Source organism: Achromobacter sp. JD-1, from assembly GCF_038594925.1.
In the GTDB taxonomy this organism is placed as follows: domain Bacteria; phylum Pseudomonadota; class Gammaproteobacteria; order Burkholderiales; family Burkholderiaceae_B; genus Achromobacter; species Achromobacter spanius_C.
This window is the reverse complement of the sequence record NZ_JBCGCS010000001.1, coordinates 284,319-303,412: the sequence shown is the minus strand read 5'-3', so window position 1 is coordinate 303,412 and position 19,094 is coordinate 284,319. Positions and strand designations below refer to the sequence as shown.

Annotated in this window: 16 protein-coding genes and 1 pseudogene; 10 read left to right on the top strand and 7 right to left on the bottom strand. The window is 63.0% G+C overall.

Features of this window, described 5'->3' with window-relative positions; translation table 11 throughout:
* Positions 1-258: 258 nt before the first annotated feature.
* The 4 genes from WBR68_RS01390 to WBR68_RS01375 all read right to left on the bottom strand — a co-directional run bounded on the left by WBR68_RS01390 (position 259) and on the right by WBR68_RS01375 (position 2,987).
* Positions 259-1,116: a replication initiator protein A gene (locus WBR68_RS01390; protein ID WP_023082449.1), complete on the bottom strand. Its 858-nt coding sequence runs from the start codon at positions 1,114-1,116 to the stop codon at positions 259-261.
* 26 nt (positions 1,117-1,142) lie between these two features.
* Positions 1,143-1,427: a helix-turn-helix transcriptional regulator gene (locus WBR68_RS01385; RefSeq protein ID WP_023082448.1), complete on the bottom strand. Its 285-nt coding sequence runs from the start codon at positions 1,425-1,427 to the stop codon at positions 1,143-1,145.
* 75 nt (positions 1,428-1,502) lie between these two features.
* Positions 1,503-2,300, bottom strand: a complete 798-nt coding sequence (locus WBR68_RS01380; RefSeq protein ID WP_023082447.1) for a DUF2285 domain-containing protein — start codon at positions 2,298-2,300, stop codon at positions 1,503-1,505.
* A 336-nt stretch (positions 2,301-2,636) separates the two neighbouring features.
* A complete protein-coding gene (locus WBR68_RS01375; RefSeq protein ID WP_023082446.1) occupies positions 2,637-2,987 on the bottom strand; it encodes a DUF2958 domain-containing protein in 351 nt (116 codons plus the stop codon).
* 318 nt (positions 2,988-3,305) lie between these two features.
* On the opposite strand from WBR68_RS01375, the gene WBR68_RS01370 reads away from it, so the two are divergent.
* Positions 3,306-3,599, top strand: a complete 294-nt coding sequence (locus tag WBR68_RS01370) for a helix-turn-helix domain-containing protein (protein WP_012467524.1) — start codon at positions 3,306-3,308, stop codon at positions 3,597-3,599.
* 86 nt (positions 3,600-3,685) lie between these two features.
* Here WBR68_RS01370 and WBR68_RS01365 read toward each other — a convergent pair.
* Positions 3,686-3,982, bottom strand: a pseudogene (locus WBR68_RS01365) (DUF736 domain-containing protein); the annotation flags it as partial.
* An 817-nt stretch (positions 3,983-4,799) separates the two neighbouring features.
* On the opposite strand from WBR68_RS01365, the gene WBR68_RS01360 reads away from it, so the two are divergent.
* Together WBR68_RS01360 and WBR68_RS01355 are read left to right on the top strand one after the other, a co-directional pair.
* A complete protein-coding gene (locus WBR68_RS01360; protein ID WP_024308624.1) occupies positions 4,800-5,606 on the top strand; it encodes an IS5 family transposase in 807 nt (268 codons plus the stop codon).
* Positions 5,607-5,700: 94 nt separating this feature from the next.
* Entirely contained in the window at positions 5,701-6,723 is a 1,023-nt protein-coding gene (locus WBR68_RS01355; protein ID WP_023082442.1) for a DUF4917 family protein, read from the top strand.
* Positions 6,724-6,794: 71 nt separating this feature from the next.
* On the opposite strand, the gene WBR68_RS01350 is transcribed toward WBR68_RS01355, so the two are convergent.
* Complete coding sequence (locus tag WBR68_RS01350; RefSeq protein ID WP_023082441.1) at positions 6,795-8,831, bottom strand: ParB/RepB/Spo0J family partition protein; 2,037 nt, start codon at positions 8,829-8,831, stop codon at positions 6,795-6,797.
* A 79-nt stretch (positions 8,832-8,910) separates the two neighbouring features.
* Positions 8,911-9,738 (bottom strand): DUF932 domain-containing protein, encoded by an 828-nt coding sequence (locus WBR68_RS01345; protein ID WP_023082440.1) that lies wholly within the window; start codon positions 9,736-9,738, stop codon positions 8,911-8,913.
* A gap of 536 nt (positions 9,739-10,274) precedes the next feature.
* Here WBR68_RS01345 and WBR68_RS01340 point away from each other — a divergent pair.
* From WBR68_RS01340 to WBR68_RS01315, 7 genes are all read left to right on the top strand, one after another.
* Complete coding sequence (locus WBR68_RS01340; protein ID WP_153549546.1) at positions 10,275-10,421, top strand: hypothetical protein; 147 nt, start codon at positions 10,275-10,277, stop codon at positions 10,419-10,421.
* A gap of 28 nt (positions 10,422-10,449) precedes the next feature.
* Entirely contained in the window at positions 10,450-10,551 is a 102-nt protein-coding gene (locus tag WBR68_RS31475; protein WP_023082439.1) for a hypothetical protein, read from the top strand.
* A gap of 236 nt (positions 10,552-10,787) precedes the next feature.
* Positions 10,788-11,942 carry an AAA family ATPase gene (locus WBR68_RS01335; RefSeq protein WP_023082438.1) on the top strand — a complete coding sequence of 385 codons (1,155 nt, stop codon included), beginning with the start codon at positions 10,788-10,790 and terminating at the stop codon, positions 11,940-11,942.
* Entirely contained in the window at positions 11,939-14,164 is a 2,226-nt protein-coding gene (locus WBR68_RS01330) for a S8 family peptidase (RefSeq protein ID WP_023082437.1), read from the top strand. Before WBR68_RS01335 ends, WBR68_RS01330 begins: the two co-directional genes overlap by 4 nt.
* A gap of 54 nt (positions 14,165-14,218) precedes the next feature.
* On the top strand, positions 14,219-14,998 hold the full coding sequence (locus WBR68_RS01325; RefSeq protein ID WP_019184003.1) for an RNA polymerase subunit sigma-24: 780 nt from the start codon (positions 14,219-14,221) through the stop codon (positions 14,996-14,998).
* Positions 14,995-15,588 (top strand): hypothetical protein, encoded by a 594-nt coding sequence (locus tag WBR68_RS01320; protein WP_023082436.1) that lies wholly within the window; start codon positions 14,995-14,997, stop codon positions 15,586-15,588. The genes WBR68_RS01325 and WBR68_RS01320 overlap by 4 nt, the downstream gene beginning before the upstream one ends.
* 3 nt (positions 15,589-15,591) lie before the next feature.
* Complete coding sequence (locus WBR68_RS01315; RefSeq protein WP_023082435.1) at positions 15,592-19,020, top strand: UvrD-helicase domain-containing protein; 3,429 nt, start codon at positions 15,592-15,594, stop codon at positions 19,018-19,020.
* The last annotated feature ends 74 nt before the right edge of the window (positions 19,021-19,094 follow it).

Here is a 19,094-nt window from a genome sequence, read left to right as displayed (position 1 = left end):
AGAAACGCGAAGATCATGGCGCGGCCCTCGCTGCTGGAAAGCCGGCCTGGCCGTGCCGTTTCGCGGTTGTCCACCGAAACGGCGCGCTTCTACTAAAAGTTAGAGATTTATAGTTAGGTAAGTTAGAGGGGACGCAAACCCGCGCTGTTACTGGCTTTGCGGCGTTTTCGTACTCCTGATAGCACGAGGGTCGTACTCCCGATAGCACGATACCCGGTACTCCTGATAGCACGAGGCCGTCCACACCTTTTCCCGCAGTTATCCCCGTGCCGTGAACGGCACGGGCCGGAAGGTCAGCAGTTCCAGCCTTTCGCCCGGCATCGGCTCGATGCCCAGGACGTAGCCGGGCAGCGACTGCCGCGCCACCAGCATGCGCAGGTCGTAGGCGAAGTCCGAGAAGCGGGCCGCGCTGCCCGACTTGCGGTAGAGGTGCCGGAAGTCGAATTGCCAGCCGTGCTCCTGCCGTCCGCCGTGCTTGCGCACCAGGCGGTACAGCCAGCGTTCGATGCCGCCCTTCAAGCGGAAATAGGCCGGGTCGATGGTCAGCACCAGGGCGGCATCTAGCACGCCGGCATAGAACCAGTCCGGCAGGATCAGCTCGATGCCCAGCGGCGTGCCGCTGGCGTCGGCCAGCTCGCGCCATTCGTTCACCCACGAAAAGCGGTGCAAGCGCCGCCCAGTGGTTTCGCGGATGGAAGTCGCCACGCTGGTCGATTGCAGCCGGTCGAGCGCGGCTTTCAGACGCTGGTAGTCGTTGAGGGACGTGCCGCGCCCGATGAAGCGCAGGATTTCGTAGGGCGTGGCGTGTATCCAGCGCGACGGGCGAATGCCTGCGTCGCGCGCCTCCACGATCTGCGAGGCCGCCCAAATCAAAACGTCGGCATCCCAGATCGTTGCGATGCCGTGCTCCTGCGTTCCCTCCACGCGGATGGTGATGCCACCCGCCCGGAAGTCGATCGGCTCGGTGCGCCGCGACTTGGCGAGCGAGAAGAACGGAAAGGCCATCAAGTCCTGGCTGTCGCGCGGCGCCATGTCGCCCGGCAACGCGCGGAACAGGTCGAGCTGTTCGCGTTGCTGCGCTGGTCGCTGCCGCAGGGGCAGCGATGGGCTGGACATGGCGATGGCCACCGGCGAGCCAGAAATCAGCGGCCGTCACGGTAGTCGCCCGCATGCCGTTCGGCATATTCCGGGTCGGAAGTCGCCGCGTAGCTGCGCGCATCGGCCCAGGCGTCGAGGTCGCTCACGGCATACATGACGCGGCGGCCGAACTTGCGGAACTTCGGGCCGCCGCCGATCACGCGCTGTTTCTCCAGCGTGCGCGGCGACAGCCGCAGGTATTCGGCGGCTTCGTCGTTGGTCAGGTAGCGTTGGGGCTGCACGGGCGCAGCGACAGCAGCGGCGGCAGGCCGCAAGGGAGCGGGTCGCATGGGATGTACCTCCATCAAGCCCGGCCACACCACGCGGCCGGATAGAGGCACTTTCAAGAAAGCAAGGCTTCTTGCTCAGGGACGTTTTGCAGGGGATGCAGCGCGTCCCTGTGCAACGGGCGGAAGCTGTGCAAGGCGGCGGTAGCCGCCGCGCATCAGCGCATCGCCCCGCCGTACCAGCCGGCGAACGCGGGCGCGCAAGGCGCTGTCGGCGTACCAGTCGTCGGCGACGGCATCGACGCCGAACAGCCCTTCGGCCACGTCGCGCAGGGATGCGCCTGCGAGGGTGCCGTCGAGCGCCTGGAGCGTGTTCAGCTCCAGCAGCGCCGCGGGTGCCGGCCGCGACCGTTCCGTTCCCGCCGGCGCTGCATCGCCGGCGGTGGCCAGCTTGTCCAGTTCGGCCGCCAGCGCCTGATAGCGTCCGCAGGATGCGGCGCAGGCGCGGATGGCATAGGCGTAGGCCATGCCGTCGGCCAGGCCGGGAGCGATCACCAGCCGCAGGCAGCAGCCCGGCCAGCGTGTCAGCAGCACCAGGCGCTTGCCATCGTGTATCAGGCGCTTTTGGCCGGGGAGGCGCCAGAACGCGAAGGCCACCGCGTCGGGCGGCGGGTCGGCGTCCGGGTAGAGCTGCACCACCGCATCGTGATCGGGGAACCAGGCCGGATGCGCGTCGCGCGCATCCAGGGCGGGATCTTCCAGCAGGCGCAGTCCCCAGCGCGCGGCGGCCTCTGGCCGGCGGCGCCGGCGCAGCCAGTCGCGGCGGTAGTCGGGGTGGCGACGCAGGTATTCCCACGCCAACGCGGGGCCGTCGAGGTGCAGCGTGTAGAGATACGCGGCGGTCGGATACCAGTGTTCGGCGTTCGGGTCAGCCATGACGCAGCCTCCTGTCATTCAGCAGGAACGTCGCCACGGATTCCGCCGTGCGGGAGCTATCGAGTCGCCATCAAGTCGTCATCGAAATCGGGATAAGCTGTAACTGCTGGTGTCAAGACTGATTCGCTCCAGGGCATTGCGGAAATCGTCTGAATGCGACGGCTGCGCCGCCACGAAAACAGCGCGCAGCATGAAGCACCGTGCAGCAGCCCGCACCAAAAACCATGACTGTTTGCAACAGAACGCACCGCTTCGGTGCAAGAATGCGGATTCAGACTGCGCAGGTCTTGGGTAAGACTGAAATAGTCAGAATGCGCCGTCGTTGGCTGGGACTGCTCAGTCGGTGATCGAACCGCTTTCCTCGGCCAGCCGCAGGTACTCCGACAGCAGCCGCACGGGCTGGAAGTAGCGATCGCGCATCACAGGCTGCTTGTGCGGCCCGATGATGGACGCCAGATCGGACAGCTTCACATGGCCCAGGCCGGGCATGCCTATTCCCAGGTCGATCAGCCCCCATGCCGTATCGCCATCGGCCGGGTCGAGCGCGGCCAGCAACCAGGTGGCGTGCGCGTCAGGGGTGAACAGTCGCACCGCCGGCATCGGGTCGATGCCCCGATCAGCGGCGCGTGCCGCGCCGACGGCGAGCAGTTGTGCCTGCTGTTCAGCGGTGACGAGCGGCTGGGTCATGGCCCGAATCCCCACGCATCCGAGGATGCACGGATACGATTTTCCACCGAAGCGCGGAACCGCCGAAGCGGATGCGTGCTTTGGCGGGAAAGCACGAAGGCGCAAGCCATCGAATCCGTACATGCACGGAAACGCAGAAGCGGAATTCCGCAGGCCAGGAAAGACACAGATGCGGTTCCCCGATTCTGTCGGAATCCGCCCATGCGGATTTCCGTAAAAGCACGAAAGCGGTTCGGCCAATAGGAATGAACACTTTAGATTGTAGCCCTATTGGGTGCAATGGGCTGTCATCTTGGTTTTTACGGGGAAACCAAGTTGGTGACAGCGAAACACTCATTGGCCACGGCAATACGGACGGTCAGGAAAGCGCGTGGCTTGAGCCAAGAAGCGTTCTCCGACGTGTCCAGCCGCACCTACATGAGTTCGCTGGAACGCGACTTGAAAAGCCCGACCATGCACAAGCTGACCGAGCTGTGCGAGGTCATGGACGTGCATCCGTTGACGTTGCTGACGCTGGCCTATGCCGGCGACAGCACGCGCAAGGCCGATCAGCTTCTGGCGCAGGTGCGCCAGGAGCTTGAGGCGGTGTTGAAGGAACGCGACACGCCGTAGGCGCGTGCGTAACGTGCTGCGCCAGCAGCACGGCGCCCCGCCGCAATGGGCGGGGCGCCGTGGGCGGCCGTCAGGCCGCCTTGGGTGCTGCGCGACCAGATCAGGTCGTGCGTGCCGTCCTCGTTCTCGATCAGGCGGGCATAGACCGTCGCCGAGAACGAAGGATCGTCGAGGGATACGGACACGTAGGGCCGCCCGGCTTCGCTGGTCTTCTTCCACGCCGCGCCGATGTCGTGGCCGGCCGCCTGAAGGCGGAAGTCGGGGGCGTTCTCGGTGTCGCCCTTGTCGTTGGGAATCAGCTTGACCTTGACGTTCAGGGTCAGGGTGCGGAGCTGGCCGGTGAAGCCGTCTTTCTCTGCGGTGAAGGTGCCGATGTTAGCCATGATGTTTCTCCTTTCGGGTTGAACGAGGTCGCGCCAGTGCGTCCTTGTTGTGATCCGGCCGGCGGGGGATGGGCTGGCCGCACCGCGCAGCGGTCGCAACACCGTGGAGAGCCTGGAAGCGAAAAGAATTTGTCCCGAGAGGAATGCGCGTAGCGCAGGGGAAATTGTTTTCGCTGGAAGGTTGCGGCCATGAAGCCCAAGGCGCAGCCGTTCCCTCGCCAGGATTCACGACAAGCCAAGGACGCACAGGCCGCCCGCTCCCGAATGGAGATGTGGCCGACTCGGCATCCCCGCGTGACGGCTTCACCGGCTTGCACCCTGGCACTGGCAAGGCCAACACCCCAACGACAAGCGAGAACGCTCCTTGCCGCAGATTGCGGCGACGGGCTTGAGGCGTGGCGTGGATGCTCCATAGCGAGGCCGGGTGGCGTGTCGGTGAACCGTCCTTCGTGACGTACAGGCGCGAACCGCCAGCGTCGAGGACGGCACGCTTTGGCTCAACCTGCCGCAGCAAGCCGGGGCGTAGCCCCACAAGCCCCGCCCAGTACGGCGGGGCGCTAACCTGGCTAAACCGGCAGTGCCAGTTCGGCAGTATTCGTGAGGTGCCAAGCTACGCGTGGCGGGGCTGGGCCATGCACCGCCCCCCCCCCCGGAAGAAAGCGTCGGCTCGAAGGCGTGAGGGATTGAAGCCGAATAGCCGTGACGGCAAAAGTAGCACGGGGCGCAGCCCGAAGATCCGGCGGCACATCGTGCCGACACGTCCATACAGCCTTAGAGCGTGTTATGAACTTTGATCCCGTTTCGCTATCGTAACGGGATGAAGCCATCCCGTCCGTATCCGACCGATGTTTCCGATGAAGAGTGGGCCTTTGCCGCGCCCTACCTGACACTAATGGATCCAGAGGCTCGACAGCGCAGATACGATCTTCGCGTGATGTTCAATGCGTTGCGCTGGATGGCCCGGGCCGGAGCACCATGGCGCTTGATTCCCCATGAATTTCCGCCATGGGAGGCGGTCTACCAGCAGACTCAGCGCTGGCTGCAGGCCGGTTGCTTCGAAGCGATGGTCAACGACCTGCGCTCGGTGTTACGCGTGGCCCAAGGCAAGCAAGGCCAGCCCAGCGCCGTCATTCCGGATGGGCGCACCGTGCAGTCCACCTGTGAAAGTGGGCCACGCGCTGGCTATGACGGCTACAAGCGCAAGAAAGGCAGCAAGGTGCATATGGCCGTGGATACGCTTGGCCATCTTCTGGCAGTTCAGGTCACGCCTGCCAATGAGCAGGAGCGCGCCCAGGTGAGCGCCCTGGCACAGGAGGTTCAACACGTGACGGGCCAGACCGTAAAGCTTGCGTTCGTCGATCAGGGCTATACCGGCAAAGATCCGGCGGAGGCTGCAAGGGAAGAAGGTATCGAACTGCATGTTGTGAAGCTGCCTGAAGCAAAGAAGGGCTTTGTACTCTTGCCGCGTCGATGGGTCGTCGAACGCAGCTTCGGCTGGGTCAACCGATTCCGGCGGTTGGCGCGTGACTACGAGCGTCTTCCTGAAACCCTGGCAGGCTTGCACTACGTCGTCTTCTCAATCCTCATGCTCGGAAATGCTGCTGCGCTTCTTCAAGGTTCATAACACGCTCTAACACCCAGGTAGAGTGACAACGGAGAATGACTCGTCACAGCTATTATTCGACAACGAGTCATCAAAGGAACAGGGAGAACCATATATGCCATATCCCGTTGTGCCGTGGGAGCACGTTGCACCCAATTACCATCGAGGTACGATTCTGCTGGGCAATGGGGCTAGCATTGCTGTTTCACCGAGTTTTGGCTATGGCTCGTTGCTGGATCATGCCCAGCGAGCAGGCTTACTCGGAGCTGATGTACAGCAACTCTTTGGCTTTTTCCGAACATCCGATTTCGAGTTGATCCTTCGACTGGTCTGGCAAGCGTCAAACGTCAATAGGTCACTACAGATACCAGACAATCGCACGCATCAAGCCTACCTGAATGTCAGAGAGTGTTTGATTCAAGCCGTTCGCGACGTGCATCCTGCATATGATCTAGTGAGTGGTCATTTGCCAAGCATGTACCAGTTCCTCAGAGGGTTCGATACGGTAATTTCCTTGAACTATGACTTGCTGGTCTATTGGACGATGACCTATGGACTCGACATTCAGGACGGACATCTATTCAAGGATTGCTTCCTGGGGAATGGCATGTTCGACGATGCTTGGCAGAGATTTCGAGCCCCCTATAGGGAACGGACTAACACCTTGGTGTTTTATCCGCATGGAAGTCTGGCTCTGTGCCGAACTGCAGTGGAGCAGGAGTTCAAGATTCACAACGCTGGGGAAGGTTTGCTGGAGGCCATCCTTGCGGAGTGGCGCAGTGAGCGCGTTGTGCCGCTGTTTGTCAGCGAAGGGACGATGCTGCAGAAAGTTTCCTCTATTCAGAATAGTTATTACCTTTCTACGGTGTACCGGGAGGTACTTACGTCACAGCGGTTCACATTGACGTTATTCGGCTGGGGACTCGGGGAGCACGATCGGCATTTATTGCGACGGATGCGCGGAACCGGCATCCAACGGGTGGCGGTCTCCGTTTTTGGTGGCAATCAGGTCTATTGCAACTATGCCTACCAAGTCATTCAGGATGATTTAGGGCCTGTCCATGTGGACTTCTTTGATAGTGAAAGCCCTGGATGCTGGATTCATGCGGTGCCGCCGGCGTTGCCAGGACTTGACTAACCCTACGTTGGCTTTCAGCGTTATCCGATGGCATCGTTGAAACCCCGGCGCTGTGCGCCGGGGTTATGCTGCTATGTCAGGCGGCGAGCGCGGGCTTCCACTACGTCGGCAGCATCTTCCACGTCCTCCGCGCCGTCCTGCGACTCCGTGTCGTGTCCGCTCTTGAACACGGCGGGCATCCAGCCCGTACCATCGGCCAGCCGTTCCGCTTCGCTGGCAATGTCGGCCTTCTTCAACTTCGCCAGCCGGGCAGCGTGCGACGGTGCGAACTCGCCCACGGCTTCCAGAATCGCGGCCTTCGGCACATGCCGGAAATACCCGTCTGCGGTGGGCTGCCACCATGCGGCCATGTCCAGCCCCACAGCCTGCGCCAGTTCCGCGCCCGGCTGTTGCGCCGTGGCGCGAGGCGTCACCACGTCCACGGTCGCCGCCACGCATACCGCCAGCAGCCGCACCAGTTCGCCTTGCTCCATCGCCAGCAGCGCGGCGAACAGTTCGGCGCTGTCCTGCGGCAGCGCTTCGCCCGCGACCTGCTGCAACTCGCGCAGGGCTACGGCGGCGGGCGATTCGGGCCAGTCGGGGGCCATGCCTTCCAGCCGGTCTTGCACTTTCAGGCTCACGCCCAGCGGCAAGTCGTGGCCGTAGTGGTTGTCCTGCAAGACGCTCTGCACCATGCCATGCACCAGCGCGGCCAGCGCGACTTGCGGATGTCGGGCGACTTCGATTTGCAGCGCGGCGGTGCGGTGCGCGCTCAACCGCTGCGCCAGCCGGTCGGACAGGCTCGCGGCCTTGGGCTGCTCGGCGTCCTCGCCTTCGTCGTCGTTCCCGGCTTCGCCTTCCGCGCTGCCGAAACCCTGCCGCAAGCGTTCCAGCGTGCGCAGCGCGTTGGCTTCGGCTTCGCGCAACAGCCCGCGATGAATCACAGCTTCGCCGCCGCGGTCGAGGGTGACGATGGCACCGGCCACGGCGCGCACGTCCGGGGCGTAGCCCCGCAAGGCTTCCTCCACGGCTTGCAGTTCCCCGGCGACCTGTTCGCGGCGCGGTTCCAGCGCCTCGGTCTTGTCCTCGTCCTCGGCGTCGTAGGCTTCTTCCAGTTCGGCGTCGATCTTGTCGAGGCGGGTTTGCAGCGATGCGATGCGGCGGGCTTCGCGGGCGCTCGGTTCGCGGCGCTGGCGCGGCGCGTTCTGGAACGCCTGCCGCTCGGCGTAGCTCATGTGCGGCACGGCTTCCACCCATGCCCAACCCTCGGCGCGCACGTTCCCGGCCAGCGCATCCAGCTTGCTGCGCACCAGCGTTTCCAGCAGCGCGGCGTCGGTCAGGTAGGTTCCGGCATCGCCTTCCGCGAACAGGTCGCGGCGGATGCCGCCGCCCGCCGCCGTGTAGGCGTCCAGCCCAACGAAGCGCACTAGCGGATGCGTGGCGTCGATTTCGCGCTCGGTCAGGCGTTCGCGCAACGCGGACGCGCCACGCTGCCATTCGGGCGCACCGTAGAACGCGGCTTCCTGCGCGGCGTGGTCGTCGGTGATGGTCAGGGCCATCAACTGTTCCAGCGTGACGGCTCCGCCCCGGTAGTCGGCCAGCAGGCGCGGCGAGACGTTGGCGAGTTTGAGACGGCGCTGCACCACAAGCGGGGTCACGCCGAAGTCGGCGGCAATGTCTTCGATGGGGCGGCCTTCCTTGACCAGCGCGGCGAACGCCTCGAACTGGTCGGCGGGGTGCATCTGCTCGCGCAGCAGGTTTTCCGCGAGGCTGACGGTACGGGCCGAAGCGTCGGGCACCAGCAGGCAAGGCACTTCAAAGTCGGCGGCGATGCGCTTCTTCTTCGCCAGCAGCTTCAACGCGGTCAGGCGGCGGTCGCCCGCCACCACTTCGTATTGCTCGCCATCGGCGGACAGGATGACGGCGAGGTTTTGCAGCAGACCGATGCGGGCGATGCTCGCGGCCAGTTCGGGAATGGACAGGCGCGGGGTCTTGCGTGCGTTGCGCTTGGAGCGGCGCGGCAGCAACTGCGAGAGCGGAACCAAAATCAGGTTCTTGGTCGGGTCGGCCACTTCCAACGGCGCGGCGGTTTCGATGGCTCGGGTTTCGATTTGGGTAACGGCGTTCATGGTGATAACTCCTTGCGGTTAGGGATGCAGCAGCGAGAGAAGCGGCAAGGGCTGCTGCCTGCCCCTGCCGCGTGGGGATTCAGGCTTTCAACTGGCGCATGCCATCGGCCAGCAGCCAAAGCGCACGGTTGAGGCGGATGTTCTGGTCGATGCCCTGCACCGGGCGGGTTTGCTGGCGGCGTCCGTTGGCGCTGCGCCCGCGCAGTCCGCCTTGGGTCAGGTTCTCTTGCGTGCGGTTGAACACGCTCCACAAGTCCGGGCGGCGATCATCAAAGCGGCGCGGCATTAGGATTTGCGATTCCGTGATGGGCGCGGGCTTGTCGGGGTCGTCGTACTTGAGGGCCAGCGCGGCACGGGCGAACACTTCGGATTCGCCATCGTTCAAGGTGATGGCGCGCATGGAATCGCGGGATTCCTGCACGCGGTCGAAGCCGCGCAAGACTTCGTAAGCGCCTTCGATGACGGAACCGGCCACGTCGCCTTTGTGCGGCACGCGCACATCGGCCACGGTGTCGCCGCAGACAAGGCCATTGCTGCAAACGAACCGGAACATTCCGGCCAGCATCTGATAGCTGCTCGTGCCGTCATGCGAGTTCAACAGCACGATTTCATTGGCTTCCGCGCCGTTGATCTGGCTGGCGTGGCGCAGGCGCAGCATGTGCTTGGTGAAGTCGCGGCGGTCCTCGTTGCGCACGCGGGTCTGCGCCACCATGAAGGGCTGGAACCCTTCCTTGCGCAGTTCCGCCAGTACGGCGGCGGTTGGGATATAGGCGTACCGCTCGGAACGGCTTTCGTGCGGGGCGTCCGCGAAGATGGACGGAGCTACGCGGCGGATTTGGTCATCGGACAGCGGGTAGTCGCTGCGCAGCGACGGGGAGCGGGAAGCGAATCGGGATGCGAGTTGCATGGCATTTCTCCTGACGAAAAAGGTTTGCTGTTCAAACCGCACACCGGATTCCTAGATTCGGAGCCCAGCCTTTCGGCTGTTCGGTGCGGTCGGCACGAGGAACCCGGTTGGCCTCGTTGCCACCGTCTTTCCTGAGTTCATCGCCCGCGGCCAAAGGAGCGCGCGGACGGGGGCCGTCAAGGAAACGAGCGCAGGGTTGGTGCGGCCCGCAGGCGCAGCCGAGGACACGGCCCTGCGCGCCTTGACGGCACACGGGAGCGGGCTACGGTCGCGGGTAAGGTGATGAAGTCAGGGGAGACGGCTGGACAAGGCAACGGCCATCCCTGTATGCCGACCGCATGCAAGCGAAGCGCGCAGGCCCGAAGCTGGAAGCCGGGCCGAAGGCGTCAGCCGAGCGGAGCGAGGGAACGATGGAAGCCAGATAGGGGCGAGACTCGCGCAGCGAGGCTCGATGCGCTACGCGCACGACAGCGCGACCGGCCATTGCTCAGATGGCCGGGGACGCCCGAACGCAAAGTGGCCTTTACGATGACGCTATGCCCGAGACAGAACACGCCGATTCCAACAATCCCCTGGAACACATGTTCCAGCGCTCGGAGGCCTTGCACGAACGGTTCAACGAACTGCTCGACGGCGCCGATTTCGACGGCTCCCCGTGCATCTGGCCTGGAGGTGCTGCGTAACTCGAACGGCCTGAGGACCATGATCGTCATGATGATGGCCATCCTCAGCGGCGATGAAGCCATCACCATTCCGATGGGCAAGGCCCAGCCGGCGTTCGCCGACTGCCCGCCGGACTTGCTCAAGCCCTGATGGCCGGTCATACGACACCCCGCCCGACCAGGCGCGCATAGGCGCTCAGGCGCTTCTCAGCGTGGAATCGCAGATCACGCTAGACGGCAAACCTGCCAGTCGACGACGGCGCTGTGACCGCCACTGCCGCAGCCTCTCTTACCACTTGACCTCGCTTTATGAGATAATTACTTTAGTCCATTGAAGAATTTTTATTTTTCAATATAAATCAATCAGTTATCGAGGTTGCGGGCGAAATGAGAGAAGAGCAGTCAGATTTAGCCCAGATGGTCCGCCTGGCTTTGGCCGAGCAGAGTGAGGATGTGCGCCTGTTCACGGCGCGGCTAGTCCGCAAGTACCGAGGGACGGCGCCCGACTTGGCCGAGCAGCTCGAACTGTTCCTGAAGTCGAAGCCAGTACGCAGTGTCTCTCCCATGCGCAAGCTGTCGCCTCAGCCGCCAACGGCCCACGCCTTGCCGGTTGACGACGAATCCCGTCTCTCTCTCCTGAAGGTGTTCAAGGACGAACCGACGACAGATGCGCCGCTGCTGTCCGGCGATGTCGAGGATTCACTGGGGCAACTCATCGCCGAGCGCCGGCAGAGCGATCGACTTCAGGCCATGGGGCTGACGCCGACCCGCTCGGCCATCTTTGTGGGGCCGCCCGGGGTCGGCAAGACACTCACGGCCCGCTGGCTGGCCGCGCAATTGAAGGTGCCGCTGTACGTGCTCGACCTGACAGCCGTGATGAGCAGCCTGCTAGGCAAGAGCGGCACCAACCTGCGGGCGGCCATCGATTTCGCCAAACGCGAGCCTTGCGTGCTGCTGCTGGACGAAATCGACGCTATCGCCAAGCGACGCAGCGATGACAGCGACGTAGGCGAACTCAAGCGCCTGGTCACGGTGATCCTGCAAGAAGTCGACGAATGGCCTGCCAGCAGTGTATTGCTGGCGGCCACCAACCACCCGGAACTGATCGATCCGGCGCTGTGGCGACGCTTCGACCTGGTAGTCCAGTTCAAGACGCCCGATGAACAGGCAGTCAAGGAAGCCATCAAGCGATTCCTGGGGCCGGACTACGCCCTTTTTGCCCGTTGGATCGACATCCTGGTGTTTGCATTCGCCGGCCATTCGTTCAGCGACATCGAGCGCGACGTGCAGCGCTTCCGGCGTGCCGTGGCGCTGGGCACGACCACCGACGCTGATCTGGTCGAAGACTTCATGAAGGCGCGTGCGTTGGCGCTCGATAGGCAGGGCCGCATCGATCTGGCAGTGATGCTGGCCAAGCAGACCCGCCTGTCCCAGCACACTGTTTCCGACATCACCGGGGTGAGCCGGGACACGATCCGAAAGTACACCAATGAGACGTCTGCGGTACGAAAGGCCGCACAACGGAGAAAGGCTGACGCATGAGCCAAACCAATTTCCTGATCGGTCGTGGCGAGCTGCTGACCCATGACATCGTCGGTCCGAAGCGCATGCCAGGCAAGGCCGAGGTCTACACGTTCGCGCAGGCGAGGGAGCGAATGGTTCCTCAGTTCCGCAGTGCAAGCAAGGCGCTGGACGAGCTATCTGCTGACGCTTGCCCGGGCGACTTCGCGGTAGCCCGGCTGATGATGAATCCCAGCTTCATTGCGCGCTCGTATTTTCCGACAGGACTGCTGCGTAGTACGGGACTGGAGTCCATCGGGAGCCGTACCGTCAAGGTCAAGCCGCAGGCCTGGACCCGCAAGGGGCAGCCGCATGAAACCACAACGACCGAACTGTTTGTCGCCGGCAAGCGCCAGGCTTTCCGCAACCTCTCCCGATGGACGCAAACCATTGAGGCGGAATCCGACGAGGGCGAAGATCTTGCCCACATCGAACAGTTTGCCGCCTTTGCGCCAGCAGAGCGAATCGTGGGCCTCGGCGGCCCGAAGGATCGCTTTTTCGAAGTAGGCCTACATCTGCTACCGGATGAAGACCCGGGCCTAATCCAGAAGGCTTTCGTGAAGTTCGCGCAGCAGGAAGGCGTGAAGGTCCACAGTGAAGTCGATTTCATCGCCGGCAATCTGTGGTTCGTGCCGGTCGAGGGCAAGCCGCGCGACATTGAGCGGTTGGCCAGCTTCGCCTTCGTGCGGGTGATCCGTCCCGTGCCAAAGCTGCGTGGTATCCGTCCCTTGCAACGCAGTGGTGGGCCCTCAGTGGGATGCAGCCTCCCCACCGAACAGGCCCTTTCATCCGAACCTCGTGTCGCCATCCTGGACGGTGGCCTGCCTAAGCACCATCCGATCGGCCCCTGGCTGCGCTCGTACCGCAAGCTCGACGAAGACGCCGACGATGATCCGGACGGCCCGGAGCATGGCTTGGGCGTGACCTCGGCCGTGCTGTTCGGTCCGATCCAGCCCAACGGTACGGCCGGCAGGCCGTTCGCCCCGGTGGACCATCTGCGCGTGCTGGACCAGGAGGCGGGCGGCGAAGATCCATTGGAGTTGTATCGCACACTCGGTCTCATCGAGCAGGTTCTGCTGTCGAGGTCCTACGAGTTCATCAACCTGAGCCTGGGCCCAGATCTCGAAGTGGAGGACCGGGAAGTTCACGCTTGGACGTCCGTTATCGACGAGTTGCTCAGCGACGGCGACACGCTCATGACGGTGGCCGTTGGCAATAACGGAGACCGGGACCGCGAGCTCGGCTACAACCGCGTGCAGGTTCCATCGGATTGCGTGAATGCGCTCGCGGTCGGCGCGGCCGACGACACCGATGCTGGCTGGGCACGCGCGCCCTACAGCGCGATCGGGCCGGGCCGCAGCCCCGGGGTTATCAAGCCAGACCTGATGGCGTTCGGTGGCAACCCAGCAGCCAAATACTTTCATGTGTTGGCGCCGAACGTGAAGCCGGTGCTGACGCCGCAGTTGGGTACCAGCTTCGCGGCTCCGTACCTGCTGCGTAGCGCGGTCGGCGTACGCGCGATCCTGGGCGGAGATCTGACGCCACTCGCCATCAAGGCCCTTCTGGTTCACGCGGCCGATCCTGGCGAGCATGATCCGGTCGAAGTGGGTTGGGGCAAGATTCCTGAGGACACCCTTGACATTATCACCTGCCCGGATGGTGTGGCCCGCGTGGTCTACCAGGGCGAGCTCAAGCCCAGTAAGTACTTGCGTGCCAGCCTGCCGCTGCCCAAGGAAGGACTGCTCGGCAATGTGCGTCTGAAGGCGACGTTCTGCTATGCCTCACCCACCGATCCGCAGGATGCCGCGGCCTACACCAAGGCCGGCCTCGAAGTCGTCTTCCGGCCCAACGACGAGAAGATCAAGGATGGCAAGAGCAACGCGGATACCAAGGGCTTCTTCGACTTGAAGAAGTTCGCCACCGAGCAGGAGCGGCGTTCGGATCAGGGCAAATGGGAAACTGTGCTGCACGGAGCCAAGACCTTCCGCGGCTCCAGCCTCAAGAACCCCGTTTTCGACATTCACTACAACGCCCGCGACGGCGGCGGCCGGGCCACCACTGGTGCCGAGAAGATCCGCTATGCACTGATCCTCTCGGTCGAGGCCCCGAAGCATGCTGATCTCTACAACGACATCTTGCGTGCCTATGCCAAAACCCTCGTGCCGATCCAGCCGCAGGTGTCCTTGCCGATTCGTGTTCGGTGACGGTGGAAAAGAGAACGCATGTATAGAGCGGGCTGACGGGCAAGGAGAAGATCGATGCCGAAACCCTTGAGAAGCAAGGATAAAAACGGGGAGCCGTTCGCGCGACCCCCGGAGATCGACGCCTGTTTGCAGAGGCTGGAGTCGATCGATGCCGCGACACGCCTGCAGGCCTTCACCGTCGCGTCGAGGAAGAGCGACGGCTATGTGCCGTCGGAAGCACTGACATATTTCCTGCGGCGCGCCCATGCGACAGGCGCAAAGGACGAGTTCAAGCAGCTTTTCGGACTGCTCATGAAGCGCGTCGGGCAGTCTCTGTTTGCATCGATCCCGGACTCTCGTATGGCCGGGGCACAAGACATCCGAGAAGAGGTCATGAGCCGATTCGCTGAGCGAATTGCCAAGGACTGCAGCGGCCGCTTCGCTATGCTGGATTTCTTTGAAGTGCGGTTCGACCTAGCATTCGCCCGGTTCCGCAAGACCGTGCTGAGGCAGATTGGTCCGGCCTCGGTCCTTACAGTGCCGCTGTCCACGGATGACGATGAGGGTCAGGACATTTCACCGGAGGTCGAGGCAGCAGCGGCCGACTTCCTCGGAGGCGACCCTCAAAAAATTGACGACCCGGCTTTCCGGTTGGAGTTGGACGCTGCGATTGACGCATTACCAGACGATCAGAGGCGGGTCGTTGGCTTGCTACGGCAAGGCTTCCAGATCGACTCGAAGGACCCGAACATCATGACTATCGCGAAGATGCTCCAGTGCGATGAGAGAACCGTGCGCAATCGCCGCGACCGTGCCTACAAGACCCTCAGGTCTGTTCTGCAGGAGGACGCATGAGTACGTCAAAGCCTTTCGCTGCAGACGAGGAATCTGTGCTGATGGCGTTCTCCATGGAGCCCAACCATGGCCGGGAAACGCTTGAACGCTACATTAGGGAGTACCCGCAGCATGCGACCGCGCTGATCGACTGTTCGATCGATCTGCTTTATGAGGCGCCAGAAGGCGATGTTCCGGCGACCGAAGTGCCGGACAGCGCGATTGATAAGGCCTGGCAGCGATTCGAGCGGGCTGTCCAGCAGCCCGATGCGGAGGTTGCGAATCCGTTCACCAAGCTCAATACGAGCAGCTTCAAGTCGCTCGCACGCAGCCTGGACGTCAGTAACCTCTTCCTCATGCGGGTGCGCGATCGGGCCATTCGTACTGCCACCATTCCTGCCCGATTCGTCGAGAAGCTTGCGTCAGAACTGGGTGTCACCGTTCAATCTGTGAACGCATACCTGCAGGGGCCACCGGGCATGGTTTCCGGACACGCTTTTCGGTCAAATGTGAAGCCGAGTGTGGGCGAGCAGATCACGTTCGACCAAGCTGTCGCGACTTCACAACTCACGCCGGAGCAGCAGGCGACGCTAAAGGCACTGTCGGACTGAACGATGGACGCCACCGAGGCCGCTCGACTGGAAGCAGAACGCCTGCACCGTGCGAACGTCGCGGCCGGCGGAGATCCGACCCGGCCTTTAGTGTTTGCGCTTCAGGAAGCCTCAAATCGCGGCTTGGATGTGTACGCGCTGCGAGAAGGAGACCCACAGCTTAAGGGAGGCAAAGCCACGTTCGACTGTCAGGCTGGAGGCATCCTCTACGAGGATCGTGGATCAGACTTCGAGCGCGCGTTTTTGATTGCACACGAACTCGGCCATGTCGTGCTGGAAGGTGGCACGCTCGATGTGGTGACGGTGGATGTCGAGCCCGACCGATCGCTGGAAGACGCACCGGTGGGCGTCGATCGTGTCCTTGACTACGGGGCGCGTGAGCGACGTGAAGTGAAGATGGACCTCTTCGCGCGCGAGTTCCTGCTGCCGCGTCCTGTGTTGCGCGAGTTGCATGTCAACGAAGGACTGACATCCGACGCGATCGCGATGCGCTTCGGCGCGCCGCTCGCTGTGGTGCAGCAACAGTTGCTTGATGCACTGCTGCTGCCAGCGGCCGAAGAGCCGAACCCCGTAGGCGCCGGCGCCGTGGCAGCTCCGCTCACCCCAGACCCCACGCAGGCTCAGGCGGCAGCACATCGTGGCTTGGCGTTTCAGCTGCAGGCAGGGCCGGGTACGGGCAAGACGCGGACGCTTGTTCGTCGCATCGAAGGGTTGCTTGCGGACGGCGTCGATCCCACCACGATCCTGGTACTCACCTTCTCCAACAAGGCGGCCAATGAACTGTGCGAGAGGATTGCCGCGAGCAATCCTGTCGCGGCGGCGGCGATGTGGATCGGCACATTCCACGCATTCGGGCTGGACATCGTTCGCCGCTTTCACGACCGACTGGCGCTGCCGCCGGACCCACGATTGATCGACCGGACGGAGGCCATTGAACTCCTGGAGGACGAGTTTCCGCGGCTCGACCTGAAGCACTATCGCAACCTCTGGGACCCGGCCCTGGATTTAAGCGACATGCTGAGCGCGATCTCGCGCGCCAAGGATGAGGTTGTCGATGCAGCAGGCTATCGCGCCCTCGCGCAGTCGATGGCGGATCGAGCAGGGACCGACCAGGACGCGAAGGTTCGTGCGCAGAAGTGCCTGGAGGTCGCCACGCTCTTCGAGGCGTACGAACGGCTGCTGACCGCGCGCCAGCTGCTGGACTTCGGTGACCTGGTCGCGCTGCCGGTTCGTCTTGTCGAGGGCAGCGCCGAGGTAAGGGATGCCCTGCGTGCTCGCCATGAGCATGTACTGGTAGATGAATACCAAGATGTCAACCGCGCCTCGGTCCGGCTCCTGAAGGCCATCGTCAGCGACGGCCGCAACCTGTGGGTTGTCGGCGATGCACGCCAATCCATCTACCGCTTCCGCGGCGCCTCTGCGACGAACATCGCGCGCTTTGCGATCGACTTCCCCGGCGCGCAGGCCGCACAGCTGGGCGTCAACTATCGCTCCGACGAACGGATCGTCGATGTGTTCACCGAGTTCGCGCGCGGCATGCAAGCATCCGCCGGTGCGTTGCCGCTGAACCTGCTGGCCGACCGCGGCTCCACAGGAGAACGGGTTGAGCTTCGCGTTGCCGGGTCGGCTGACGATGAAATCTCCGCGCTTGCCGCGTCGATCACGGCCCTGCACGAGCAGGGCATTGCCTATGGTGGCCAGGCGGTGCTGTGCGCGTCCAATGCGCGCCTGAACGCCATTGCAGAAGGTCTTGAGGCCCGGGGCATTCCCGCGCTGCACTTGGGCAGCTTGTTCGAGAGGCCGGAAATCAAGGATCTGCTGGCCTTGCTCTCGCTGGCGACCGACCCGCGGGCGGCCGCGATGGTGCGCGTGGCAACCATGGCTCGGCACCAAATGCCCTTGAAGGATGTCATGCGGGTCATTGAGCGGCTGCGGACGACGAATCCAGCTTCGCTGGATTGGTTGGCAATACACGCCGGAGTGGATGGCCTGACAGACGGCAGTCGAGAAGCGCTATCTCGCCTGTCCGCGCTCTTTGCAGGTGTGAACGCATCGACTGACCCCTGGCTCTTACTTGCTGGATGGACGATCGATGGTCTCGGACTCGCGAAGACGCTTTATTTGGCTGGTGATCCGCAGAGTCGCATGCAAAGTCTGGCTGTCTGGCAGTTCTTGAACTTCTGTCGCCGGCAGCCAAGAGGCCAAGGCATGCCAGTGGTTCGCCTGCTTGATCGCGTCAGGCGGTTAGTTCTGCTCTCTGAGGATCGTGGATTGAGCCAGTTGCCCCGCAGTGCCGAGAACATCGAAGCAGTGCGCTTGATGACCATCCACGGAAGCAAGGGGCTGGAGTTCGATGTCGTTCATTTACCTGGCATGGTAACGTCCGGCCTACCGCGCAACAACGTGCCGCCGCGTTGTCTTCCTCCGGACGGTCTGATCCATGGTTCGGAGGGACTGACCGGCATCGAGGCGGTGAAGGCCGGCCACGACGAGGAAGAAGAGTGCTTGTTCTTCGTAGCGCTTTCGCGAGCGCGCGATAGGCTGCAGCTGTATGCCTACGGCAGGCAGGCAGATGGTCGTACGCGTAGCGCCTCCAAGTTTATCGCCCCGATCGACCGACTCCTTGTTCGTCCGGTACCGGTGCCGTTGCAAGCCGGCTCGACATCGACGGGCACCCCGCTCGCCATCACATGGCAAGGGCGTCCCCAATGGACCGACATCCAGGTCAACCTCTTCGAGCGGTGCCCGCGCCGCTTCTTGTACACGCACGTGCTGAGGCTTGGAGGTCGACGAACTGAAACCGCATTCATGAAGATGCACAACGTCGTGAGCGACGTGTTCGATTGGTTGAAACGGGAGCACGAGACGACAAGTCCCACGGTCGACGAGCTGGCTGCACGCTTCGAGGAGGCCTGGTGCTCCAAGGGTGCGACAGAGCATGGATATGCGGAGGACTACCGCCGCATCGGCAAGCGGCTCGTCGATTTCCTCATCGAGAGCCGGAATCGTGACGTGGCCGCGCCGGCGCCACCGATCTCGCTGGGTTGGGCCGAGGGCGAGATCCTCGTAACCCCGGATGGTGTAGCTCACGGAGCCGGTGGCCGGGTCACGGTGCGGCGCGTCATGACGGGCAAGCAGCGCTCGAACGCCTTCGATGATATTGAGTACACAATTCTCCAACTCGCCGCCGTCCAGGCTTATGGACCACATGCGCAGGTCGAGGTGACCTACCTTACCAGCGAAACCATCCAGCCGATGGAAATCACGTCGCGCAAGCTGGAATCCAGGCGCGAGAAGCTGCAGACCTTCTTTCAGGCAATGCAGGCCGGGCAGTTCCCCTCTAAGCCCGAGGCTCGTAGCTGTCCGCGCTGCCCGCACTTCTTCCTCTGCGGCGAGTTGCCCGGAGGGGGGTGGGTACAAGAAAAACTTTGATCGACCTTTCCGGTCTGCCGCTGGGCTGCGATTGACCAAGTAAGGGGCTAGAAAACCTGCAATCCCGCAGATGA

What these genes read in the sequence shown, in the direction of transcription:
- WBR68_RS01380 (WP_023082447.1), bottom strand. Translation starts at nt 2,300, where the DNA reads ATGGCTGACCCGAACGCCGAACACTGGTATCCGACCGCCGCGTATCTC.
- WBR68_RS01385 (WP_023082448.1), bottom strand. Translation starts at nt 1,427, where the DNA reads ATGCGACCCGCTCCCTTGCGGCCTGCCGCCGCTGCTGTCGCTGCGCCC.
- WBR68_RS01320 (WP_023082436.1), top strand. Translation starts at nt 14,995, where the DNA reads ATGAGTACGTCAAAGCCTTTCGCTGCAGACGAGGAATCTGTGCTGATG.
- WBR68_RS01375 (WP_023082446.1), bottom strand. Translation starts at nt 2,987, where the DNA reads ATGACCCAGCCGCTCGTCACCGCTGAACAGCAGGCACAACTGCTCGCC.
- WBR68_RS01360 (WP_024308624.1), top strand. Translation starts at nt 4,800, where the DNA reads ATGAAGCCATCCCGTCCGTATCCGACCGATGTTTCCGATGAAGAGTGG.
- WBR68_RS01390 (WP_023082449.1), bottom strand. Translation starts at nt 1,116, where the DNA reads ATGTCCAGCCCATCGCTGCCCCTGCGGCAGCGACCAGCGCAGCAACGC.
- WBR68_RS31475 (WP_023082439.1), top strand. Translation starts at nt 10,450, where the DNA reads ATGATGATGGCCATCCTCAGCGGCGATGAAGCCATCACCATTCCGATG.
- WBR68_RS01345 (WP_023082440.1), bottom strand. Translation starts at nt 9,738, where the DNA reads ATGCAACTCGCATCCCGATTCGCTTCCCGCTCCCCGTCGCTGCGCAGC.
- WBR68_RS01355 (WP_023082442.1), top strand. Translation starts at nt 5,701, where the DNA reads ATGCCATATCCCGTTGTGCCGTGGGAGCACGTTGCACCCAATTACCAT.
- WBR68_RS01325 (WP_019184003.1), top strand. Translation starts at nt 14,219, where the DNA reads ATGCCGAAACCCTTGAGAAGCAAGGATAAAAACGGGGAGCCGTTCGCG.
- WBR68_RS01340 (WP_153549546.1), top strand. Translation starts at nt 10,275, where the DNA reads ATGCCCGAGACAGAACACGCCGATTCCAACAATCCCCTGGAACACATG.
- WBR68_RS01335 (WP_023082438.1), top strand. Translation starts at nt 10,788, where the DNA reads ATGAGAGAAGAGCAGTCAGATTTAGCCCAGATGGTCCGCCTGGCTTTG.
- WBR68_RS01350 (WP_023082441.1), bottom strand. Translation starts at nt 8,831, where the DNA reads ATGAACGCCGTTACCCAAATCGAAACCCGAGCCATCGAAACCGCCGCG.
- WBR68_RS01330 (WP_023082437.1), top strand. Translation starts at nt 11,939, where the DNA reads ATGAGCCAAACCAATTTCCTGATCGGTCGTGGCGAGCTGCTGACCCAT.
- WBR68_RS01315 (WP_023082435.1), top strand. Translation starts at nt 15,592, where the DNA reads ATGGACGCCACCGAGGCCGCTCGACTGGAAGCAGAACGCCTGCACCGT.